Genomic DNA, 16,606 nt, shown 5'->3' with positions numbered 1-16,606 from the left:
CGTCCGTTTCGCGCGTTAGTCTCGGGTCGGACAGGGACGCCAATGATGGAAAGCGCGACAAAAAGAGAGGATTGGCGCAAGTTGCTCGACGAGAACGAGCAATTGCGGACCGCGCTCGAATCCGCGCTCGACGACAATGCCCGGCTCGCCGACGATCGCGATCGCCTGGAACGGCGGCTCAAGCTGCTCGCCGCCGAGCTGCGCGCGGTGCGGGTCTCGCCGCCGGTTCCGCCTGCACCTCCGCCGCCGCCAGTCCAGCCGAGCCAGGCCGAAGAGGAACTGCGCGTCGCTTTCGAGGAGCTGCAGGTGCTCACCGAAGAGCTCGAAGTCGCCAATACCAGCCTGCACCAGACCAATTTGGAACTCGATGCGCGCGTCGAGGAGCGGACCCGCCAGATTCGCGAGATCAACGCCGCGCTGCACGCGGCCGAGACTTCGTTGCGAACGATCGCCGATCTCGTCCCGGACCTATTGTGGCGCACCAGTTCCGATGGCGCGGCCGATTGGTTCAATCAGCGCTGGTTCGAATATACCGGGCACGATTCGCGCGAACCGCTCGGGCGCGGCTGGCTCGACGCGGTGCACCCGGTCGACCGAGAGGCGGCGCGCGAGAGCTGGGGCGAGGCGATCGCCGAGCGCCGGGCCTATCAGCAGGAGATCCGCATTCGCGGCGAGGCGGGCGAATATCGTTGGTTCCTCGTTCGCGCCGAGCCGCTTCAGGGGCGGCACGGCCTGGTCGAGCGCTGGTTCGCGGCGGGCACCGACATTCACGATCAACGCTGCGCGCTCGAGGCGCTGCAACAGAGCGAGCTGCGCTTCCGAACCCTGATCGAAGGCATGCCCCAATTGGTCTGGCGGGCGATCGACGGCGGGCAATGGACCTGGTCCAGCCCGCAATGGCGCGCTTATACGGGGCAAAGCGCGGAGGACGCGCATGCGCTCGGCTGGCTCGATGCCTTCCATGCCGACGATCGCGAGGCGGCGCGCATGGCCTGGGCGATGGCGCAGGAGACCGGGTCTCTCGCGCTGGAAGGTCGCGTTATGCACGTCGGCGAGCAGCGCTATCGGCACTTTCGCTCGCGCGCGCTTCCGGTACGCGACGATGCGGGCAGGGTGCTCGAATGGCTCGGCACCTCGACCGATGTCGACGATATCCTGCGGCTCCAGCAGCAGCAGGAAGTGCTCGTCGCCGAGCTTCAGCACCGCACGCGCAATCTGATGGCGGTGGTCCAGTCGATCACCGTCCGGACGATCCGGGGCAGCAGCTCGCTCGAACAGTTCCGCGAATGCATCGACGATCGCCTATCGGCGCTCGCCCGGGTGCAGGGGCTGCTCTCGCGTCGCGAAGCCGGCCAGCGCGTGACTTTTGACACACTGATCCGCGAGGAACTGGGCGCGCATGTCGAGCTTTGTTCCGAGGGGCGCGCCGCGCAGGTGAGCGTGCAGGGACCGGCGGGGGTCCCGCTGCGCTCGGCGCTGGTGCAGACCTTGGCGCTGGCGCTGCACGAGCTGGTCACCAACGCGGTCAAATATGGTGCGCTTTCGTCGCCTGCGGGACATCTCCGTGTTCAGTGGGACGTCGCCGAACTCGATACCGCCGAACAATTGCTCCATATCGATTGGCGCGAGACCGGCGTGACCGACTTGCCCGCCGCCGACGCGCAACCGCGCGGCGGTGGTTACGGCCGCGAACTGATCGAACGCGCGTTGCCCTATCAGCTCGGCGCCAAGACCAGCTTCGCGATCGAGCCCGACGGCGTCCATTGCACCATCGACGTCAAAGTACCGAAGGACGATGCCCCCCTGGAGAAGTCTCATGCCTGAACAAATATTGCGCGGCCGGCGGATTCTCATTGTCGAGGACGAATATCTCCTCGCCAGCGATCTGTGCTTCGCGCTGACCGACGCAGGTGCCGATGTCATCGGGCCGGCAGGCAGCATCGAGGATGCGATGACGCTGATCGCTTCAGAGGCGGAAATCGATGCGGCAGTGCTCGATGTCAATTTGCGCGGAGAAATGGTCTTCCCGGTAGCCGACGCGCTTCTCGATCGGGGGATCCCGTTCGCCTTCACTACCGGATACGATCAATGGGCGCTTCCCGAGCGCTTCGCAAAGCTGCCCCGCTTCGAAAAGCCGTTCAAAGTTCAGCAGCTGGCCAGCACCTTGCTGCCCCTGGTCGGGTGCTGAGGCCGGTCGCGTCGTTGGCGTGTCGAGGCGGCTGACCAAGGCTTAAACGCCGCTACGGTGAAGCCCCCTTGCGCAGCATTTTCGCAAAGCACGACGTAATTGACCGCATCGATGCGGTGACGACGGCACCCCGACGCGGAATCATCACGCTATGATTGAGGATCGCGTCGACCTCAAACGCGCCACCGTCGGAGCGGCATCCCAGGTCGCTGTCATGCTCACAAACGATCGTCAGGGATGCAGGAGCGCCCATCCGCACGTGGCTACCAACAGCAGCTATCGCACTTATCGCTCCGATAGCCGCTAGTCTGCGCACGGTACGATAGGGCTTGCCGTCGATCATCGAAAGGATGTGATCATTCGAGCCGAGAGATTTACGAACGGAGACCGCCGGAGTGAGATCCGCAGTCTCCGTTGCGGCACTTACTTCGCTCGGTGCCGAGATTTCTTGCGCGAGTTCAGTCAGCGTCGCGTACATGGCGCAGGAACGCGGGTACCCCTTCGGTACGCGCGGTTGCTTTGATTCCCAAGCTAGGCGACCGTGATCTCCGTAGCGAGTTCGACCGCATTCAGCTTGTTGTCGTCCGACATGGCAACTCGATGTCCCGAAAAAGTCCGCGCACCGCCGTGCAGCGACGAAACATCATAGTGGATCAATTCGCCGGTGTGGTGGCACGAGCGGATGTCGCTTGCGATCGCTGCGGCGATCTGCCGACGGCCAAACACTATGCAAATACTATGGGAATCGCCCGCTTCCAATCTCGATAATAAATGCGGCCTGTCCCTAATAGGCATCCCTCACGATCCCGGCCTGGCCCTTCTGCTCGGCCCAATCATCATGGGGGATAGTCAAGATGAAGTCCGTAACGGCCCTCGTGGCCGCGTTGCTCGTGTCCGCAACCGCCGCGCCGGCTTTGGCGCAAGACGGCGCGGATACCGAGCCCACTCGCGCCGTGACCGTGAACGGTTCGGCCGCGATCGTCTCGGATTACCGCTTTCGCGGCGTCTCGCAGACCAACAACGAGATGGCGGTGCAGGGCGGGATCACCGTTTCGCACGAAAGCGGCCTCTACGCCGGCATGTGGGCCTCGAACCTTGCAGGCTGGGGCACCTTCGGCGGCGCCAATATGGAGCTCGACCTGATCGCGGGCTACAAGGCTAAGCTCTCGGACAGCGCGACGCTGGACGTCGGTCTCACTTGGTACGTTTATCCCGGCGGCGCGGACAAGACCGACTTCGTCGAGCCCTATGTCAAGCTGACCGGCACGGCGGGGCCGGCCACGCTCACCGCGGGCGTCGCCTATGCGCCTAAGCAGCAAGCGCTCGGCCGCTGGTACAATACGGGAGCCGATGCCGCGGCGGGCATCTACAACAATCCCGGGGCGAAGGACGACAATCTCTATCTCTGGGGCGATGCCGCGGTCGGCATCAGCGGCACGCCTTTTACCGCCAAGGCGCATATCGGCCATTCGGACGGCAATCCGGGGCTCGGCCCCAACGCGACCAGCGTCGCACCCACCGGGAAATATTGGGACTGGTCGCTCGGCGTCGACACGAGCTGGCGCAATCTGACGCTCGGCCTTGCCTATGTCGGCACCGACATCAGCGACCGCGACGCCGCTTATCTCCAACCCAGCTTCAGCAACGGACAGGACGGCACCGGCAGCATCGCCAAGGGCACCGGCCTGGTCTCGCTGACCGCATCATTCTGACGAGGGAGCGCACCATGCAGGACCTGTTGTGGATCGCGATCATGGGAGGGCTGCTGGCGCTGACGCTGGCCTATGTTCGCCTGTGTGACAAGGCATAGGAGGCCAGGATGACCCTCGACCTCTGGCTAGCGGCGTTCGCCGCGCTCGGCCTCCTTTTCTATCTGGTGGCGGTGCTGCTCCGCCCCGAACGCTTCTGAAGGGAGCGGACATCATGACCATCCAGGGCTGGATTCTCATCCTTGCCTTTACCGGCATATTGCTGGCGCTCGCCAAACCAATGGGCGCCTGGCTCTTCGCGCTTTACGAAGGGCGACGCACGCCGCTGCACCTGGTGCTCGGCCCGGTCGAGCGCGGTTTCTACAAGGTCGCGGGCATCGATCCCGACGCCGAGCAGAGCTGGCGCCGTTACGCGGTCGACATGCTGATCTTCAATGCCGCGCTGATGCTGTTCACATACGCGGTGCTGCGCCTGCAAGGCGCGCTACCCGGCAACCCGCAGGGACTGGCCGGAGTCGGCGAGCATCTGTCGTTCAACACCGCGATCAGCTTCACCGCCAATACCAACTGGCAGAGTTATGGTGGCGAATCGACGATGTCGAACCTCAGCCAGATGCTCGGCCTGACCATCCACAATTTCCTGTCGGCCGCGACCGGCATCGCGCTAGCCTTCGCATTGTTCCGCGGCTTCGCCCGGCGCGGCGCGGCGACGATCGGAAATTTCTGGGCGGATTGCACGCGCGTCACCCTATACCTGCTGCTCCCGCTCTGCGTTGTGGTTACGCTTTTCTACATCGCCAGCGGCGTACCCCAGACTATGTCGGGCGCGGTCGAAGTCAGCACGCTAGAGGGCGCCAAGCAGTCGATCCTGCTCGGTCCGGTGGCGTCGCAGGAAGCGATCAAGATGCTCGGCACCAACGGCGGCGGCTTCTTCAATGCCAATTCGGCGCACCCTTTCGAGAACCCTACGGCGCTGACCAACCTGATCCAGATGCTGTCGATCTTTATGATCGGCGTCGGCCTGACTTGGTGCTTCGGCAAGGCGGTGGGCAACACCCGACAGGGCTGGGCGATCCTCGCCGCGATGATGATCCTCTTCCTTGCCGGCACCAGCGTGACCTATTGGCAGGAAGCGGCGGGCAATCCGGTGCTCCACGATCTGGGCGTTGCCGGAGGCAATATGGAGGGCAAGGAAGTCCGCTTCGGCATTGCGGCGAGCGCGCTGTTCTCCGTGGTCACCACCGCGGCCTCGTGCGGCGCGGTCAACGCGATGCATGACAGCTTCACCGCGCTTGGCGGCATGATCCCGTTGTTCAACATGCAGCTCGGCGAAGTGGTGATCGGCGGGGTCGGCGCGGGCATCTACGGCTTCCTGCTCTTCGCGATCCTTGCGGTGTTCGTCGCTGGGCTGATGGTCGGGCGCACCCCCGAATATGTCGGCAAGAAGATCGAGAGCCGCGAGGTCAAGCTGGCAGTGCTCGCGATCGCCATCCTTCCGCTGATCATCCTCGGCTTCACGGCGCTGTCCTCGGTGGCCCAAGCCGGGCTGGCCGGGCCGCTCAATAAGGGGCCGCACGGCTTTTCGGAGATCCTCTACGCCTTCACCAGCGGCGTCGCGAACAACGGTTCGGCCTTTGCCGGGCTGACCGCCAACACGCCCTGGTACAACGGCCTGCTCGGGGTGGCGATGTGGCTCGGCCGCTTCTTCATCATCGTGCCGATGCTGGCGATTGCCGGTAGTCTCGCAGCGAAGAAATACACGCCCGAGAGCGCAGGCTCGTTCCCGACCACGGGGGGCCTCTGGGTCGGCCTGCTCGTCGGGATCATCCTGATCCTGGGCGGTCTCACTTTCCTGCCGAGCCTCGCGCTCGGTCCCATCGCCGATCATCTCGCGATGATCCGCGGCCAACTGTTTTGACGGGAGCGCCACTATGGCTCGCACCGCAACCAAATCGCTGTTTACGGCAGACCTGATCCTTCCCGCGATCAAGGACGCCTTTCGAAAGCTCAACCCGAGGGAACTCGTCCGCAACCCGGTGATGTTCGTCACCGCCTGCGTGGCGCTGCTCCTCACCGTTCTGATCAACGTGGGCGGCGACGGACTGTCGCTTCTCTTCAAGGCCCAGCTCATCGTCTGGCTGTGGCTGACGGTGCTCTTCGGCACCTTCGCCGAGGCGCTGGCGGAAGGCCGCGGCAAGGCGCAGGCGGCGAGCCTGCGCGCCACCAAGGCCGAGTTGACCGCCAAGAAGCTCAATAACGGTGGCATCCAGAATGTCGCTGCCAGCCAGCTCCGCGCCGGCGACATCGTCCTCGTCGAGACCGGCGACCTCATCCCCGCCGATGGCGAGGTGATCGAGGGCGTCGCCTCGGTCAACGAAGCGGCGATCACCGGTGAGAGCGCCCCCGTGATCCGCGAGGCGGGCGGCGACCGCTCGGCGGTGACCGCAGGGACCCGCGTGATTTCCGACTGGGTCAAGGTGCAGGTGACCGCCGACCCGGGCCAGGGCTTCCTCGATCGCATGATCGCCTTGGTCGAAGGCGCCGAGCGTCAGAAGACACCCAATGAGATCGCCCTGACCCTGTTGCTGGTCGGACTGACGATCATCTTCTTGATCGCCGTCGCGACGATCCCGGGCTTCGCCAGTTACGCCGGCGGCAGCATCCCGGTCGCGATACTCGCCGCGCTGCTGATCACCCTGATCCCGACGACGATCGCGGCTTTGCTCTCGGCGATCGGTATTGCGGGGATGGACCGGCTGGTGCGCTTCAACGTGCTCGCCAAGTCGGGCCGCGCGGTCGAGGCCGCGGGCGACGTCGACGTGCTACTGCTCGACAAGACCGGCACGATCACGATCGGCGACCGGCAGGCTAGCGAGTTTCGCGCCGTGGGGGGCACCCCGGACGCGCAGCTTGCCGAGGCTGCGGTGCTCGCCAGCCTGGCCGACGAGACGCCCGAGGGGCGATCGATCGTGGTGCTCGGTCGCGAAAAGCATGGCCTGGCGCTCGCCAGCCTTCCCCAAGGGGCGGAAGTGATCCCGTTCACTGCGCAAACCCGCATTTCCGGCGTGATCATCCAGGGCAGCACAATCCAGAAGGGGGCCGTCGATTCGATCCTGAAAGCCAATCCCGGCCTCGGACAGACGGCGGCAGCTACCGAGCTTCGCCGGATCACCGATGAGATCGCCCGCGCCGGCGGCACGCCGCTGGCAGTGGCGCAGGACGGCAAGCTGCTCGGCGCTATCTTCCTCAAGGACGTGGTCAAGGCGGGCATCCGCGAGCGTTTCGGCGAGCTGCGCGCGATGGGCATTCGCACGGTGATGATCACCGGCGACAATCCGCTTACTGCCGCGGCGATCGCGGCAGAGGCCGGCGTCGACGACTTCCTCGCCCAGGCGACTCCGGAGGATAAGCTCGCGCTGATCCGCAAGGAACAGCAGGGCGGCCGGCTGGTGGCGATGTGCGGCGACGGCACCAACGACGCGCCGGCGCTGGCGCAGGCCGATGTCGGGGTGGCGATGAACACCGGCACCCAGGCAGCGCGCGAGGCGGGCAACATGGTCGACCTCGACAGCGATCCGACCAAGCTCATCGAAGTGGTGGGGCTCGGCAAGCAACTGCTGATGACGCGCGGGGCGCTGACCACCTTTTCGGTCGCCAACGACGTGGCAAAGTATTTCGCGATCATCCCGGCGATGTTCGTTGCGCTCTATCCGGGGCTCGGCGTGCTGAACGTGATGGGGCTGGGAACACCCGAAAGCGCGATCCTCTCGGCGATCATCTTCAACGCGCTGATCATCCCGCTGCTGGTGCCGCTGGCGCTCAAGGGCGTCACCTACAAGCCGATGGCGGCGGGGCCGCTGCTCGCGCGCAACCTCGCGGTCTATGGGCTCGGTGGTCTCGTCGCGCCGTTCATCGGCATCAAACTGATCGACCTGGCCGTCAACGGCCTCGGTCTCGCCTGAGGAGACTCCCGATGGGCAAGGACTTTATCACGTCACTGCGGCCGGCAGCCGCGTTCACGATCCTGTTCGCAATCCTGCTGGGGCTGGTATACCCGTTCGCGATGACCGGCATCGGACAGGCGATCTTTCCCTCCCAGGCCAATGGCAGTCTCGTCCGCGACGCCGCCGGCCGAGTGATCGGCTCGACGGTGGTCGGCCAGGCGTTTACGAACGAGCGGTATTTCCAGACCCGTCCCTCCGCGGCGGGCAAGGGCTATGACGGTCTCGCTTCGTCCGGTTCGAACCTCGGCCCCGCATCGCAGGCGCTGGTCGATCGCGTCACCCCCGACGTCGCAAAACGCCGTGCCGAAGGGGTCAGCGGTCCGGTGCCCGCGGATCTCGTCACGGCCAGCGGCTCCGGGCTCGATCCCGACCTCTCGCCGGCAGCCGCACGGGCACAGATTGCCCGTGTCGCACGCGCGCGCGGCCTCGCGCCGGAGCGGGTCGCGGCGCTGGTTGATCGGAGCATCGAGCGCCCGCTGCTCGGGATTCTGGGAGAGCCGCGCATCAACGTGCTCGCGCTCAACCAAGCGCTGGATAGGAGCGGCGGGGCACGTTGACCGAACGTCCCGCCAGCGACGGACGACCGGCGCCCGAGGCCTTTCTGCGCGCAGCGGCGCAGGAAGGCCGCGGGCGCCTCAAAATATTCCTCGGCGCCGCGCCGGGCGTCGGCAAGACCTTCGAGATGCTCACCGAGGGGGCGGCGCGCCAGCGCGCTGGCATCGACGTGGTGGTCGGCGTGGTCGAGACGCACGGGCGTGCGGAGACAGAGGCGCTCACGCAGGGGCTGGAAATCTTGCCGCGGCGCGCGATCGATTATGAGGGACGCCAACTCACGGAGATGGATCTGGACGGCCTGCTCGAACGCCGTCCCGCTCTGGCCCTGGTCGATGAGCTTGCGCACACCAATGCGCCGGGGAGCCGGCATCCGAAACGCTATCAGGATGTCGAGGAACTGCTCGATGCAGGCATCCATGTTTATTCGACGATCAACATCCAGCATGTCGAAAGCCTCAATGATGTCGTCGCGTCGTTCACCCGGGTGCGGGTGCGCGAGACCGTGCCCGACAGCATTCTCGAAAGTGCCGAAGTCGAGGTGGTCGACATCCCGCCCGACGAGCTGATCGAACGCCTGAAGGAGGGCAAGGTCTATCTGCCGCAGGAGGCGACCCGCGCGCTTTCGCACTTCTTCTCCAAGTCGAACCTGTCCGCGCTGCGCGAATTGGCGTTGCGCCGCGCCGCCCAGGCGGTCGATGTGCAGATGCTCGATCATCTTCGGGCTCACGCGCTTGGAGGGACCTGGGCAGGGGGGGAGCGCATTCTCGTTGCCGTCAGTGAGCTGCCCGGCTCGGAAGAACTCGTGCGGGCCGCCAAGCGTATCGCCGATGCCTCCCGCGCGAGCTGGACGGCCATCCATGTCGAGACCGCGCGAAGCCGCACCCTCGACGAGGCGGCGCTTCGCCGGATCGCTGCGGCGCTTAACCTTGCCGCTCGCCTAGGCGGCGCGGTGGCTTCGCTTCCCGCCGCGACGGTTCTCGAAGGCCTCAAGAGCTACGCTGCCGATGCGCGAACGACCCAGATCGTGGTGGGCAAGTCGGCGCGCTCGCGCTGGTTCGAGTTTCGCCATGGATCTATCGTCGATCGCCTGGTGCGCGAGACCCCCGGGGTGGCGGTTCATGTCCTGCCGCTCGGGGCTGCCCCTGCCGCGACGCGCCGCCGTTCGGTCCGGGAGGGTGGTTGGGGATCGCCGCTCGGCTATGCCCTGAGCACGCTGATGGCGGCTGTCGTGACCGGTATCGGCCTCACCTTGTCGCATGTACTCAATCTCGGCAACGTGGCGCTGCTTTATCTGCTGCCGGTGATGACTGCGGCGAGCTTCTTCGGCCTGCGCACCGGCATATTCGCCGGGATCCTGTCCAGCCTCTGCTACAATTTCTTCTTCCTGCCGCCCACCGGCACGCTTACCGTGAGCAATCCGGAGAATGTTCTGTCGATCTTCGTCCTGCTCGGCGTGGCGGCAGCGACGAGCCAGTTGACCGCGCGGGTTCGTGCCCAGGCCGATCTTGCCGCAATCAGCGCGCGGACCAACGCCGCGCTCGCCGGCTACCTGCGACAGCTCACCCGGCTCAGCGATCCGATCGAAGTGGCGCGCGCGGCCTGCAGCGAGATCGCAGACCTTCTCAAAGTCCGCGTCCTGCTGCTAGACAAGACCGACACCGGCCTATCCGCGCTTGCCGCCAGCGAGCCGGGCACGCGGCTCGAGACGATGGAGCTCGCCGCGGCGCAATGGGTGTGGGACACCGGCCAGCCCGCCGGGCGGGGAACCGGCACATTGGCCGCATCGGACTGGCAGTTCCAGCCGCTGCAGGCCGGCGAACGCGTGTTGGCGATACTCGGGATCGCGCGCGACGATGGCAGCGATCCGGTGCGCTCCGATCAGCTCGCGTTGCTCACCAGCCTGCTCGACCAGACGTCGCTCGCGCTTCAGCGGCTTCAGCTGGAAGCCGAGATGCGCGACCTCGACGCGGTGCGCGAGCGCGATCGGCTTCGCGCGGCCCTGCTCTCGTCCGTCAGCCACGATCTGCGTACGCCTTTGACCTCGGTGCTCGCCGCTGCGAGCGAGCTGCGCCGCAGTGACGACAACCCGCTGCTCGCCACCATCGAAAGCGAGGCGATGCGGCTCAATCGGTTCGTCGCCAACCTGCTCGACATGGCGCGGGTGGAGGCCGGCGCCCTCCGCCTCAACCTCGAACCGGTCGATCTAACCGATGCCGTGGCCGCCGCGGTGCACGATGCCCGAAATGCCCTTGAAGGCCATGCGATCGACCTTCAGGTGCTGCCCGACCTACCGCTGGTCAGAGTCGATCCGCAGCTCTTCCACCATTGCCTGCTCAATCTGCTCGACAATGCCGGGCGCTACGGCGATCCGGGAACGCCAATCATCGTCCGGGCAGAGCGTCGCCCAGGGTCCTTGATTCTTTCGGTGATCGACCAGGGGTCGGGATTGCCGACCGGGCGCGAAGCCGAAGTGTTCGAGACGTTCAAGCGGCTCGAAGGCTCGGACCGCTCGGTCAGCGGCACAGGGCTGGGGCTGGCGATCATCAAGGCGTTCGCGGAGGCGATGGGCATGACCGTAGAAGCGGCAAATCGCGACGATGGCGCCGGCGCGCGATTCAGCATTCACTTTCCCGAGCGTCTACTGGTGCTCGGCTCCGAACAGGAACTGTCGATATGACCGGGTTGCGCATCCTCGTGGTCGACGACGACCTTCATATCCGCCGGCTCTTGCAGAGTACGCTCGAGCGCAGCGGCTATCGGCCGATCGAAGCGACGACCGCGGCCGAGGCCCTCGAACAGGCGCGGTCGGCAAATCCGGACGCGATCCTGCTCGACCTCGGGCTGCCCGACCGCGACGGGCTCGAAATCGTGCCGTTGCTCAAGCAGCACAGCCAGGCGCCGATCCTCGTCGTGTCGGCGCGCGACGCAACCGACCAGAAGGTTGCGGCGCTCGACCTCGGCGCCGACGATTACGTCACCAAGCCCTTCGACAGCGAGGAAGTGCTCGCGCGCCTGCGCGCATCGCTGCGGCACCAGCTTGCCGCGCAGACCGCATCCCCGATCGTACAGGCGCAGGGCCTGATCATCGACCTTACCCACCGGCTGGTGTCGCGCGACGGGGCGGAGATCCACCTGACCCGCAAGGAGTTCGAAGTGCTGCGCCAGCTTGCCCTCGCTCCCGGACGCGTCGTCACGCACCAGCGCATTCTCGAAGCCGCTTGGCCCTACGATCATGATCGACGGATCGACTATCTGCGGATCGTGGTGCGCAACATGCGACAGAAGCTCGAAGTCGATCCCTCACGGCCGTCGATCATCGTCAACGAGCTGGGGGTTGGGTACCGGCTGATGTCTGACGGCGACCGGTAGACGGCCATAGGGACGCAAATACTACGCAAATACTATGAGGAGACGCGCCCCCAGTGCTCGTTTCCATATGTGCTGAAAGATAAATGAATGGCCGCAATCCACGGAGTGCGGCGTGTTCGTTCAATTTTCTCCCCGAATGCAGGACCTCCAGATTCGGTTGGGAGGCTTGTTGCTTGTTACCGCCGGAGTGCTTGCCATCCACTCGCTGTTTCAACTGGCGCATACGGGCGGGCCGCATGAAGCGACGGCGATCGAGGGAGCCCTGGCGATCGCGGGCTTTCTCAGCCTCAGCCTTGGTTCGGCGCTGCTTGCACACGGCGGACACCTTCTCGACCACGTGGTGGTGTCCATGCGCTGGGTGCCCCGCTACGATCCGATGGAGGGGGAGCGCTGGCAGCGAATCCAATAGCTCTGAGCATGCCCGATACCCATTATCGCAAGGTTCACTTCAGCGTCAGCGACATGCCCTGCAGGAAGTGGCGGCGGAACAGCACGAAGAGCAGTATCAGCGGCAGCGTCTGCAGGACGGCGCCGGCCATCACCGGGCCGGGATAGCCGCCATATTGCTTGCTGAAGGTCGCGAGCAGCACCGACAGCGGCATGCGCTCGACGTCCGAAATGACGATCAGCGGCCAGAGGAAATTGTCCCAGGTGCCGGTGAAGGTGAACAACGCGACGATCGCGATGATCGATTTGTTGAGCGGCACCACGACCTTCATCACCGTTTGCCACAGGCTCGCTCGGTCGAGCCGGGCGGCGTCGAAATAATCCTCGGGCATCGACTTGAACGATTGCGACATCATGTAGATGCCCCAGCCCGACATCGCCGAAGGCAGGATCAGCGCGGCCAGCGAGTTGAGCAGGCCCAGTTGCTTGACGAGCACGAACAGCGGCAGGATGAACATCGTCGTGGGGACGACCATCTGGAGCAGCAGGAAGCTGCCGAACAGCCCGCGGCCTGGGAAGCGCAGCCGGGCGAGCGCGAAGGCGATGAATGCCGAGGAGAGCAGCACAGAAGCCGTGACGCTGAGCGTGACGACCGCCGAGATCGCGAGTGCCTGCAGGAACGGCCGATCGAGCTTGTCGGCTGTCGCGAAGAGGAACCGGAAATTCTCCAGCGTGAAGTCGCCCTCGAACAGGCCGGTCGTGTAGATCTGCGCGGTGGGCTTGAGCGATGCCGCGACCATCCAGGCGAAGGGGTAGAGCCAGGTCAGCGCCAGCGCATAGATGGCGAGCGTCATGGCCCAGCCGCCGATGCTTCGCTTGGCGGCGATCGTCTGCAACCGTTCGATCATGCGAGCACCACCTTTCTCTCGAACAGCCGCCGGGCGAGCACGACGAGCAGATAGCTGATCAGCGACACGAGGATGCTCATCATCGCGGCGTGGCTGGGCTGGAGCCGCCGGAACGCCGTCTCGTAGATCATCATCTGCGGCGTGACGGTGCTGTCGGCAGGGCCGCCGCCGGTGATCAGGAAAGGCTCGGTGAACAACCCGAACGAGACCAGGATCGCGAAGACCAGCACCATCATCAACTGCGGGTTGATCATCGGCAGGGTGATGCGCACCAGCCGGGTGAGCGGCGAGGCATGATCGAGCCGCGCCGCGTCGTAGATTTCCTTCGGCACCGCGAGCAGCCCCGAATAGAGGATCAGCCCGTAATAGCCGACGAACTTCCACGCGACGACCAGCGCTATGGCGAGCATCGCCAAGGTCGGGTGATTGGTCCAGGGAATGCGCACGCCGGTCCAATCGAAGATCAGGCTGTTGAGCGGGCCGGTGGAGCTGAAGATCTTGGTGAAGACCAGCGAGAGCGCGACGCCCGACGAGACGTTCGAGAGCAGGAAGCACAAAGCGATGAACGCCTTGCCGCGGCCGACATGCTGGAGGCCGAAGGCGACGAGCAGCGCGCCGCCGAGCGCGATCGGCACGTACATCGCCAGGAATCGCAGCACGTTCCACAGCGCCTGGAGGAATTGCGGATCCTGGACGCTCGTCACGAGATTGTGCGCGCCGGTGAACACCGGCTCGTCGAAGAAACGCCACTGCGTGACCGACAGCTTGGCCAGCCAGAAGAACGGATAGGCCCAGAAGATCGCTGCGAATGCGAGGTAGATGCCCGCGAGCGCCAGCCCCACCGCGGCCTCGCGCCGGAAGCGCGGCCGCCCGCTCACATTCGCACCGCGAGCATCTGGTCGGTCTGCGCGACCGCCTGGGCCAGCGCGGCGGCGGGGCGCTGCTGCCCGGTCATCAGCGGTTCGACAAGCTTGGCGGTCATGATCTTCTGGATGTCGATGGTGTGCTCCGACAGGGCAGGCGGCCGCGCGCTCGCCACATGTTCGGCATAGGCACGTGCGATCGGGCTGGTGCGGTAGTAATCGGCGAAGCGCGGGTTCTCCAGCAGGTCGCCGCGCGCCGGCGACAGGCCGGTCCGCCGCAGCCAGAGCAGGTTGAGATCCTCCTCGCCCAACACCCAGGCGAGAAAGGCAAACGCTTCGCGCGCCACCCGGCTGCTCTTGAAGATCACCACGCCCTTGCTGTCGGAGAAGGTCGAGCCCGGCCCGTTCGCCGCGGCGCGCGCCACCATCGGCCCGACCTGGATGCGTGCCAGCGTCTGCGGATAGAGCTTGGCGAAACGCTCGACGTCCCAGGGGCCGCGCACCGCGCCGGCGGCGAGACCGGAGACCAGCGGCTCCTCCGCGTCGAAGTCCAGGGCCGTCCAGCCGCGGCGGTACATGGTGTCGATGAACGTCGCCGCCTCGAGCCCTGGCGGGTTGTCGTACAGCGCGTGCGCGCCCTCCAGATAGGGGCGCCCGCCCGAGGCGGCATAATAGAAAGAAATGAAGTCGAACCAGCGATCCGCCCAGGTCCGCCCGGCAACGACCTGCATACCGTAGCGCGATCGCGAGCGGGCATAGCTCTGGCAGAAGCGATACACCTCGTCATAGGTACGCGGCGGGGCGCCGAAACCGTGCGCCTCGAGCAGGTCCGCGCGCCACCAGAGCAGGGTCGGGCTCGAATAGATCGGCAGCGCGCAGACCTTGGCGTCCTGGGTCCAGCCTGGGGTGATCGCCTGCATGTGGCGCCTGGCGATCAACTCGCCATAGCCCGGCATCGCCGCGAGATCCTCGACCTGGCCGAGTGCGGCAAGCTGGACCGCGAAGCCCGAGAAGATGTTGGTCGACAAATCGGGCTCGGTACCGGCGACCAGCGCGGACAGCACCGTATCCTCCGAGCTGCCGGCGGTGGGGATCGTGGTGAAGTGCACCGGCAGGCCCAGCCCCGACGCGTTCCACCGCGCGACGGCAAGCTTCCAGAACCCTTCTTCCGCGTCGTTCGGCGCCACCCAGAAGCGGATCCTGTCGGTCCGCTTCTCGGCATGCTGCGGCGAACAGCCGGCGAGCAAAGCCGCGCCGCCGCCGAGCGCCAGCCGCAGCAGGTCGCGCCGGGCGGTCATGGCAATCGGGTTCCCTGAAGCGCACGCAGCGCGAGCAGTCCCTCGACCGTCGACTCCGCGCCTGAATCAAGATTGGCGGAGAGGGGGCCATTGATCCCGTCGAGCACGCGGCCGGTCGCCGGATCGACCATCGCGCGGCGCGCGTCGTTGTTGCCCGACAGCCACGTCCCCAGGCGGCGCGCGGTGTCGCGGTAGCGGGTGCGGCCGGTCTGGCGATACGCCTCCATGGCGGCGAGCACCATCGGGCTGATGCCGTAGGCGATCTGCGGGAAGCGCTGGATGTCGAAGGCTTCGGCACGACCCTTCACCCTGCGCAACGAGAAGCTGGCCAGCATTCCGTGCTCGAGCAGGAACGGATAGAAAGCATCGATTTCGCGGAGCGCGCTCGCGGTGAAGTCGGGCCGGCCGATCAGTTCCCCGGCGCGAAGCAGCGCATAGGCCTGGGCATTGCCCCAGCCGTGCCATTGGTTGCGCCAGCTGAGATGCGCGCCATAGGGGAAGGTCCGGGCGTCGCCGGCCTGCATTGCCACCAGTCCCTCGCCGAGCCGTTCGATCAGCGCGCGGGTGCCCGTGTCGCGCGTGCGCCGGTAATGCGGAACCAGGCCGAGCAGGGCAGTCGAGGCGGCATCGGCGCCCGCACCGAAGGGCAGCCAGGTCGGGATGGCGATGCCCTCGGCGTCAACCAGCGCGTGGGTATCCACGGGCAAGTCGCGTTTGAGATTGGCGACCAGCCGGTTCGCGGCGCGTCGGGCCCGCTCGGCCGTCGGCGCACCGGCAGGCAAGCGCTGGAGCGCGGCTTCGAGCCCCCAGAGTGCGCGCAGCGACCACCAATTGAGTTCGGCCCGCGAGGTCCGATATTCGCGGTTGATCCGCCCGTCCGCCCAGATGAAGTTGTGGAAATAGCCGTTGCCGGCCTGCATCTGCAGCACGAACCGGGCCATCAGATCGAGCTGGTCCAGGCGAAGCGGCTCGCCGGGCGGCGCAGCGGCCAGCAGCACCATAGCGCGCGCTACGTCGTCGACGCAGGCATAGCCTTCCCTGGGCTCGATCGCGAAGCGATAGTCGGGCGCGACGCTGTAAATGTTGAGTACGCCCACGCGCTCGCCGCCGACCTCGGCCTCGGCGAAGAGATGGTCGAAATGGTCGAGGGTGATCCGCGCGTCGGCGCGCTCGGTCGCGCGGGCGGCCTGCGCTGCGGCCTGAGGCGCGGGAATTGCGCCGAGCAGCAAGAGCATCGCGGAAAGGGCGCGGGACGTGCCGACCATCAGGTGCAGATAGCCCCTCCAACCCCCGACTAACGCGTGACTGTTAAACGATAAACAGCC

General features: G+C 66.0%; 16 protein-coding genes. 10 read left to right on the top strand and 6 right to left on the bottom strand.

The window, feature by feature from the left end:
- Nucleotides 1-45: 45 nt before the first annotated feature.
- Together AC3WJI_RS01610 and AC3WJI_RS01605 are read left to right on the top strand one after the other, a co-directional pair.
- Complete coding sequence (locus tag AC3WJI_RS01610; RefSeq protein WP_492755482.1) at nt 46-1,824, top strand: sensor histidine kinase; 1,779 nt, start codon at nt 46-48, stop codon at nt 1,822-1,824.
- On the top strand, nt 1,817-2,188 hold the full coding sequence (locus AC3WJI_RS01605) for a response regulator (RefSeq protein ID WP_492755481.1): 372 nt from the start codon (nt 1,817-1,819) through the stop codon (nt 2,186-2,188). Before AC3WJI_RS01610 ends, AC3WJI_RS01605 begins: the two co-directional genes overlap by 8 nt.
- Nucleotides 2,189-2,240: 52 nt before the next feature.
- On the opposite strand, the gene AC3WJI_RS01600 is transcribed toward AC3WJI_RS01605, so the two are convergent.
- Together AC3WJI_RS01600 and AC3WJI_RS01595 are read right to left on the bottom strand one after the other, a co-directional pair.
- Nucleotides 2,241-2,666 (bottom strand): MucR family transcriptional regulator, encoded by a 426-nt coding sequence (locus AC3WJI_RS01600; protein ID WP_492755480.1) that lies wholly within the window; start codon nt 2,664-2,666, stop codon nt 2,241-2,243.
- 53 nt (nt 2,667-2,719) lie between these two features.
- Complete coding sequence (locus tag AC3WJI_RS01595; protein ID WP_492755479.1) at nt 2,720-2,947, bottom strand: hypothetical protein; 228 nt, start codon at nt 2,945-2,947, stop codon at nt 2,720-2,722.
- 95 nt (nt 2,948-3,042) lie between these two features.
- Here AC3WJI_RS01595 and AC3WJI_RS01590 point away from each other — a divergent pair, with 95 nt between their 5' ends.
- From AC3WJI_RS01590 to AC3WJI_RS01555, 8 genes are all read left to right on the top strand, one after another.
- Complete coding sequence (locus AC3WJI_RS01590) at nt 3,043-3,900, top strand: TorF family putative porin (protein WP_492755478.1); 858 nt, start codon at nt 3,043-3,045, stop codon at nt 3,898-3,900.
- A gap of 107 nt (nt 3,901-4,007) precedes the next feature.
- Complete coding sequence (locus AC3WJI_RS01585) at nt 4,008-4,097, top strand: potassium-transporting ATPase subunit F (protein WP_492755477.1); 90 nt, start codon at nt 4,008-4,010, stop codon at nt 4,095-4,097.
- 14 nt (nt 4,098-4,111) lie between these two features.
- On the top strand, nt 4,112-5,815 hold the full coding sequence (gene kdpA / locus AC3WJI_RS01580; RefSeq protein ID WP_492755476.1) for a potassium-transporting ATPase subunit KdpA: 1,704 nt from the start codon (nt 4,112-4,114) through the stop codon (nt 5,813-5,815).
- A gap of 13 nt (nt 5,816-5,828) precedes the next feature.
- Nucleotides 5,829-7,859, top strand: coding sequence for a potassium-transporting ATPase subunit KdpB (gene kdpB, locus AC3WJI_RS01575; protein ID WP_492755475.1), 2,031 nt, complete (start codon nt 5,829-5,831; stop codon nt 7,857-7,859).
- Between the two features lie 11 nt (nt 7,860-7,870).
- Entirely contained in the window at nt 7,871-8,458 is a 588-nt protein-coding gene (gene kdpC, locus AC3WJI_RS01570; RefSeq protein ID WP_492755474.1) for a potassium-transporting ATPase subunit KdpC, read from the top strand.
- Complete coding sequence (locus AC3WJI_RS01565; RefSeq protein WP_492755473.1) at nt 8,455-11,133, top strand: DUF4118 domain-containing protein; 2,679 nt, start codon at nt 8,455-8,457, stop codon at nt 11,131-11,133. The genes kdpC and AC3WJI_RS01565 overlap by 4 nt, the downstream gene beginning before the upstream one ends.
- Nucleotides 11,130-11,825, top strand: a complete 696-nt coding sequence (locus AC3WJI_RS01560; RefSeq protein WP_492755472.1) for a response regulator — start codon at nt 11,130-11,132, stop codon at nt 11,823-11,825. The genes AC3WJI_RS01565 and AC3WJI_RS01560 overlap by 4 nt, the downstream gene beginning before the upstream one ends.
- 112 nt (nt 11,826-11,937) lie before the next feature.
- Nucleotides 11,938-12,234, top strand: a complete 297-nt coding sequence (locus AC3WJI_RS01555; protein WP_492755471.1) for a hypothetical protein — start codon at nt 11,938-11,940, stop codon at nt 12,232-12,234.
- A 34-nt stretch (nt 12,235-12,268) separates the two neighbouring features.
- Here the strand turns inward: AC3WJI_RS01555 and AC3WJI_RS01550 are convergent, their stop codons facing one another.
- The 4 genes from AC3WJI_RS01550 to AC3WJI_RS01535 are packed head-to-tail and all read right to left on the bottom strand — an operon-like array spanning nt 12,269 to nt 16,546.
- Nucleotides 12,269-13,120, bottom strand: a complete 852-nt coding sequence (locus AC3WJI_RS01550; protein ID WP_492755470.1) for a carbohydrate ABC transporter permease — start codon at nt 13,118-13,120, stop codon at nt 12,269-12,271.
- On the bottom strand, nt 13,117-13,998 hold the full coding sequence (locus AC3WJI_RS01545) for a carbohydrate ABC transporter permease (RefSeq protein ID WP_492755469.1): 882 nt from the start codon (nt 13,996-13,998) through the stop codon (nt 13,117-13,119). Before AC3WJI_RS01545 ends, AC3WJI_RS01550 begins: the two co-directional genes overlap by 4 nt.
- Nucleotides 13,995-15,281, bottom strand: a complete 1,287-nt coding sequence (locus AC3WJI_RS01540; RefSeq protein WP_492755468.1) for an ABC transporter substrate-binding protein — start codon at nt 15,279-15,281, stop codon at nt 13,995-13,997. The genes AC3WJI_RS01545 and AC3WJI_RS01540 overlap by 4 nt, the downstream gene beginning before the upstream one ends.
- Nucleotides 15,278-16,546: a hypothetical protein gene (locus AC3WJI_RS01535; protein WP_492755467.1), complete on the bottom strand. Its 1,269-nt coding sequence runs from the start codon at nt 16,544-16,546 to the stop codon at nt 15,278-15,280. The genes AC3WJI_RS01540 and AC3WJI_RS01535 overlap by 4 nt, the downstream gene beginning before the upstream one ends.
- Nucleotides 16,547-16,606: the final 60 nt, after the last annotated feature.

Source organism: Sphingomonas sp. FW306-1B-B10E (assembly GCF_058782005.1).
The sequence above is the reverse complement of the archived record's forward strand: the minus strand, read 5'-3'. Positions and strand labels throughout refer to the sequence as shown.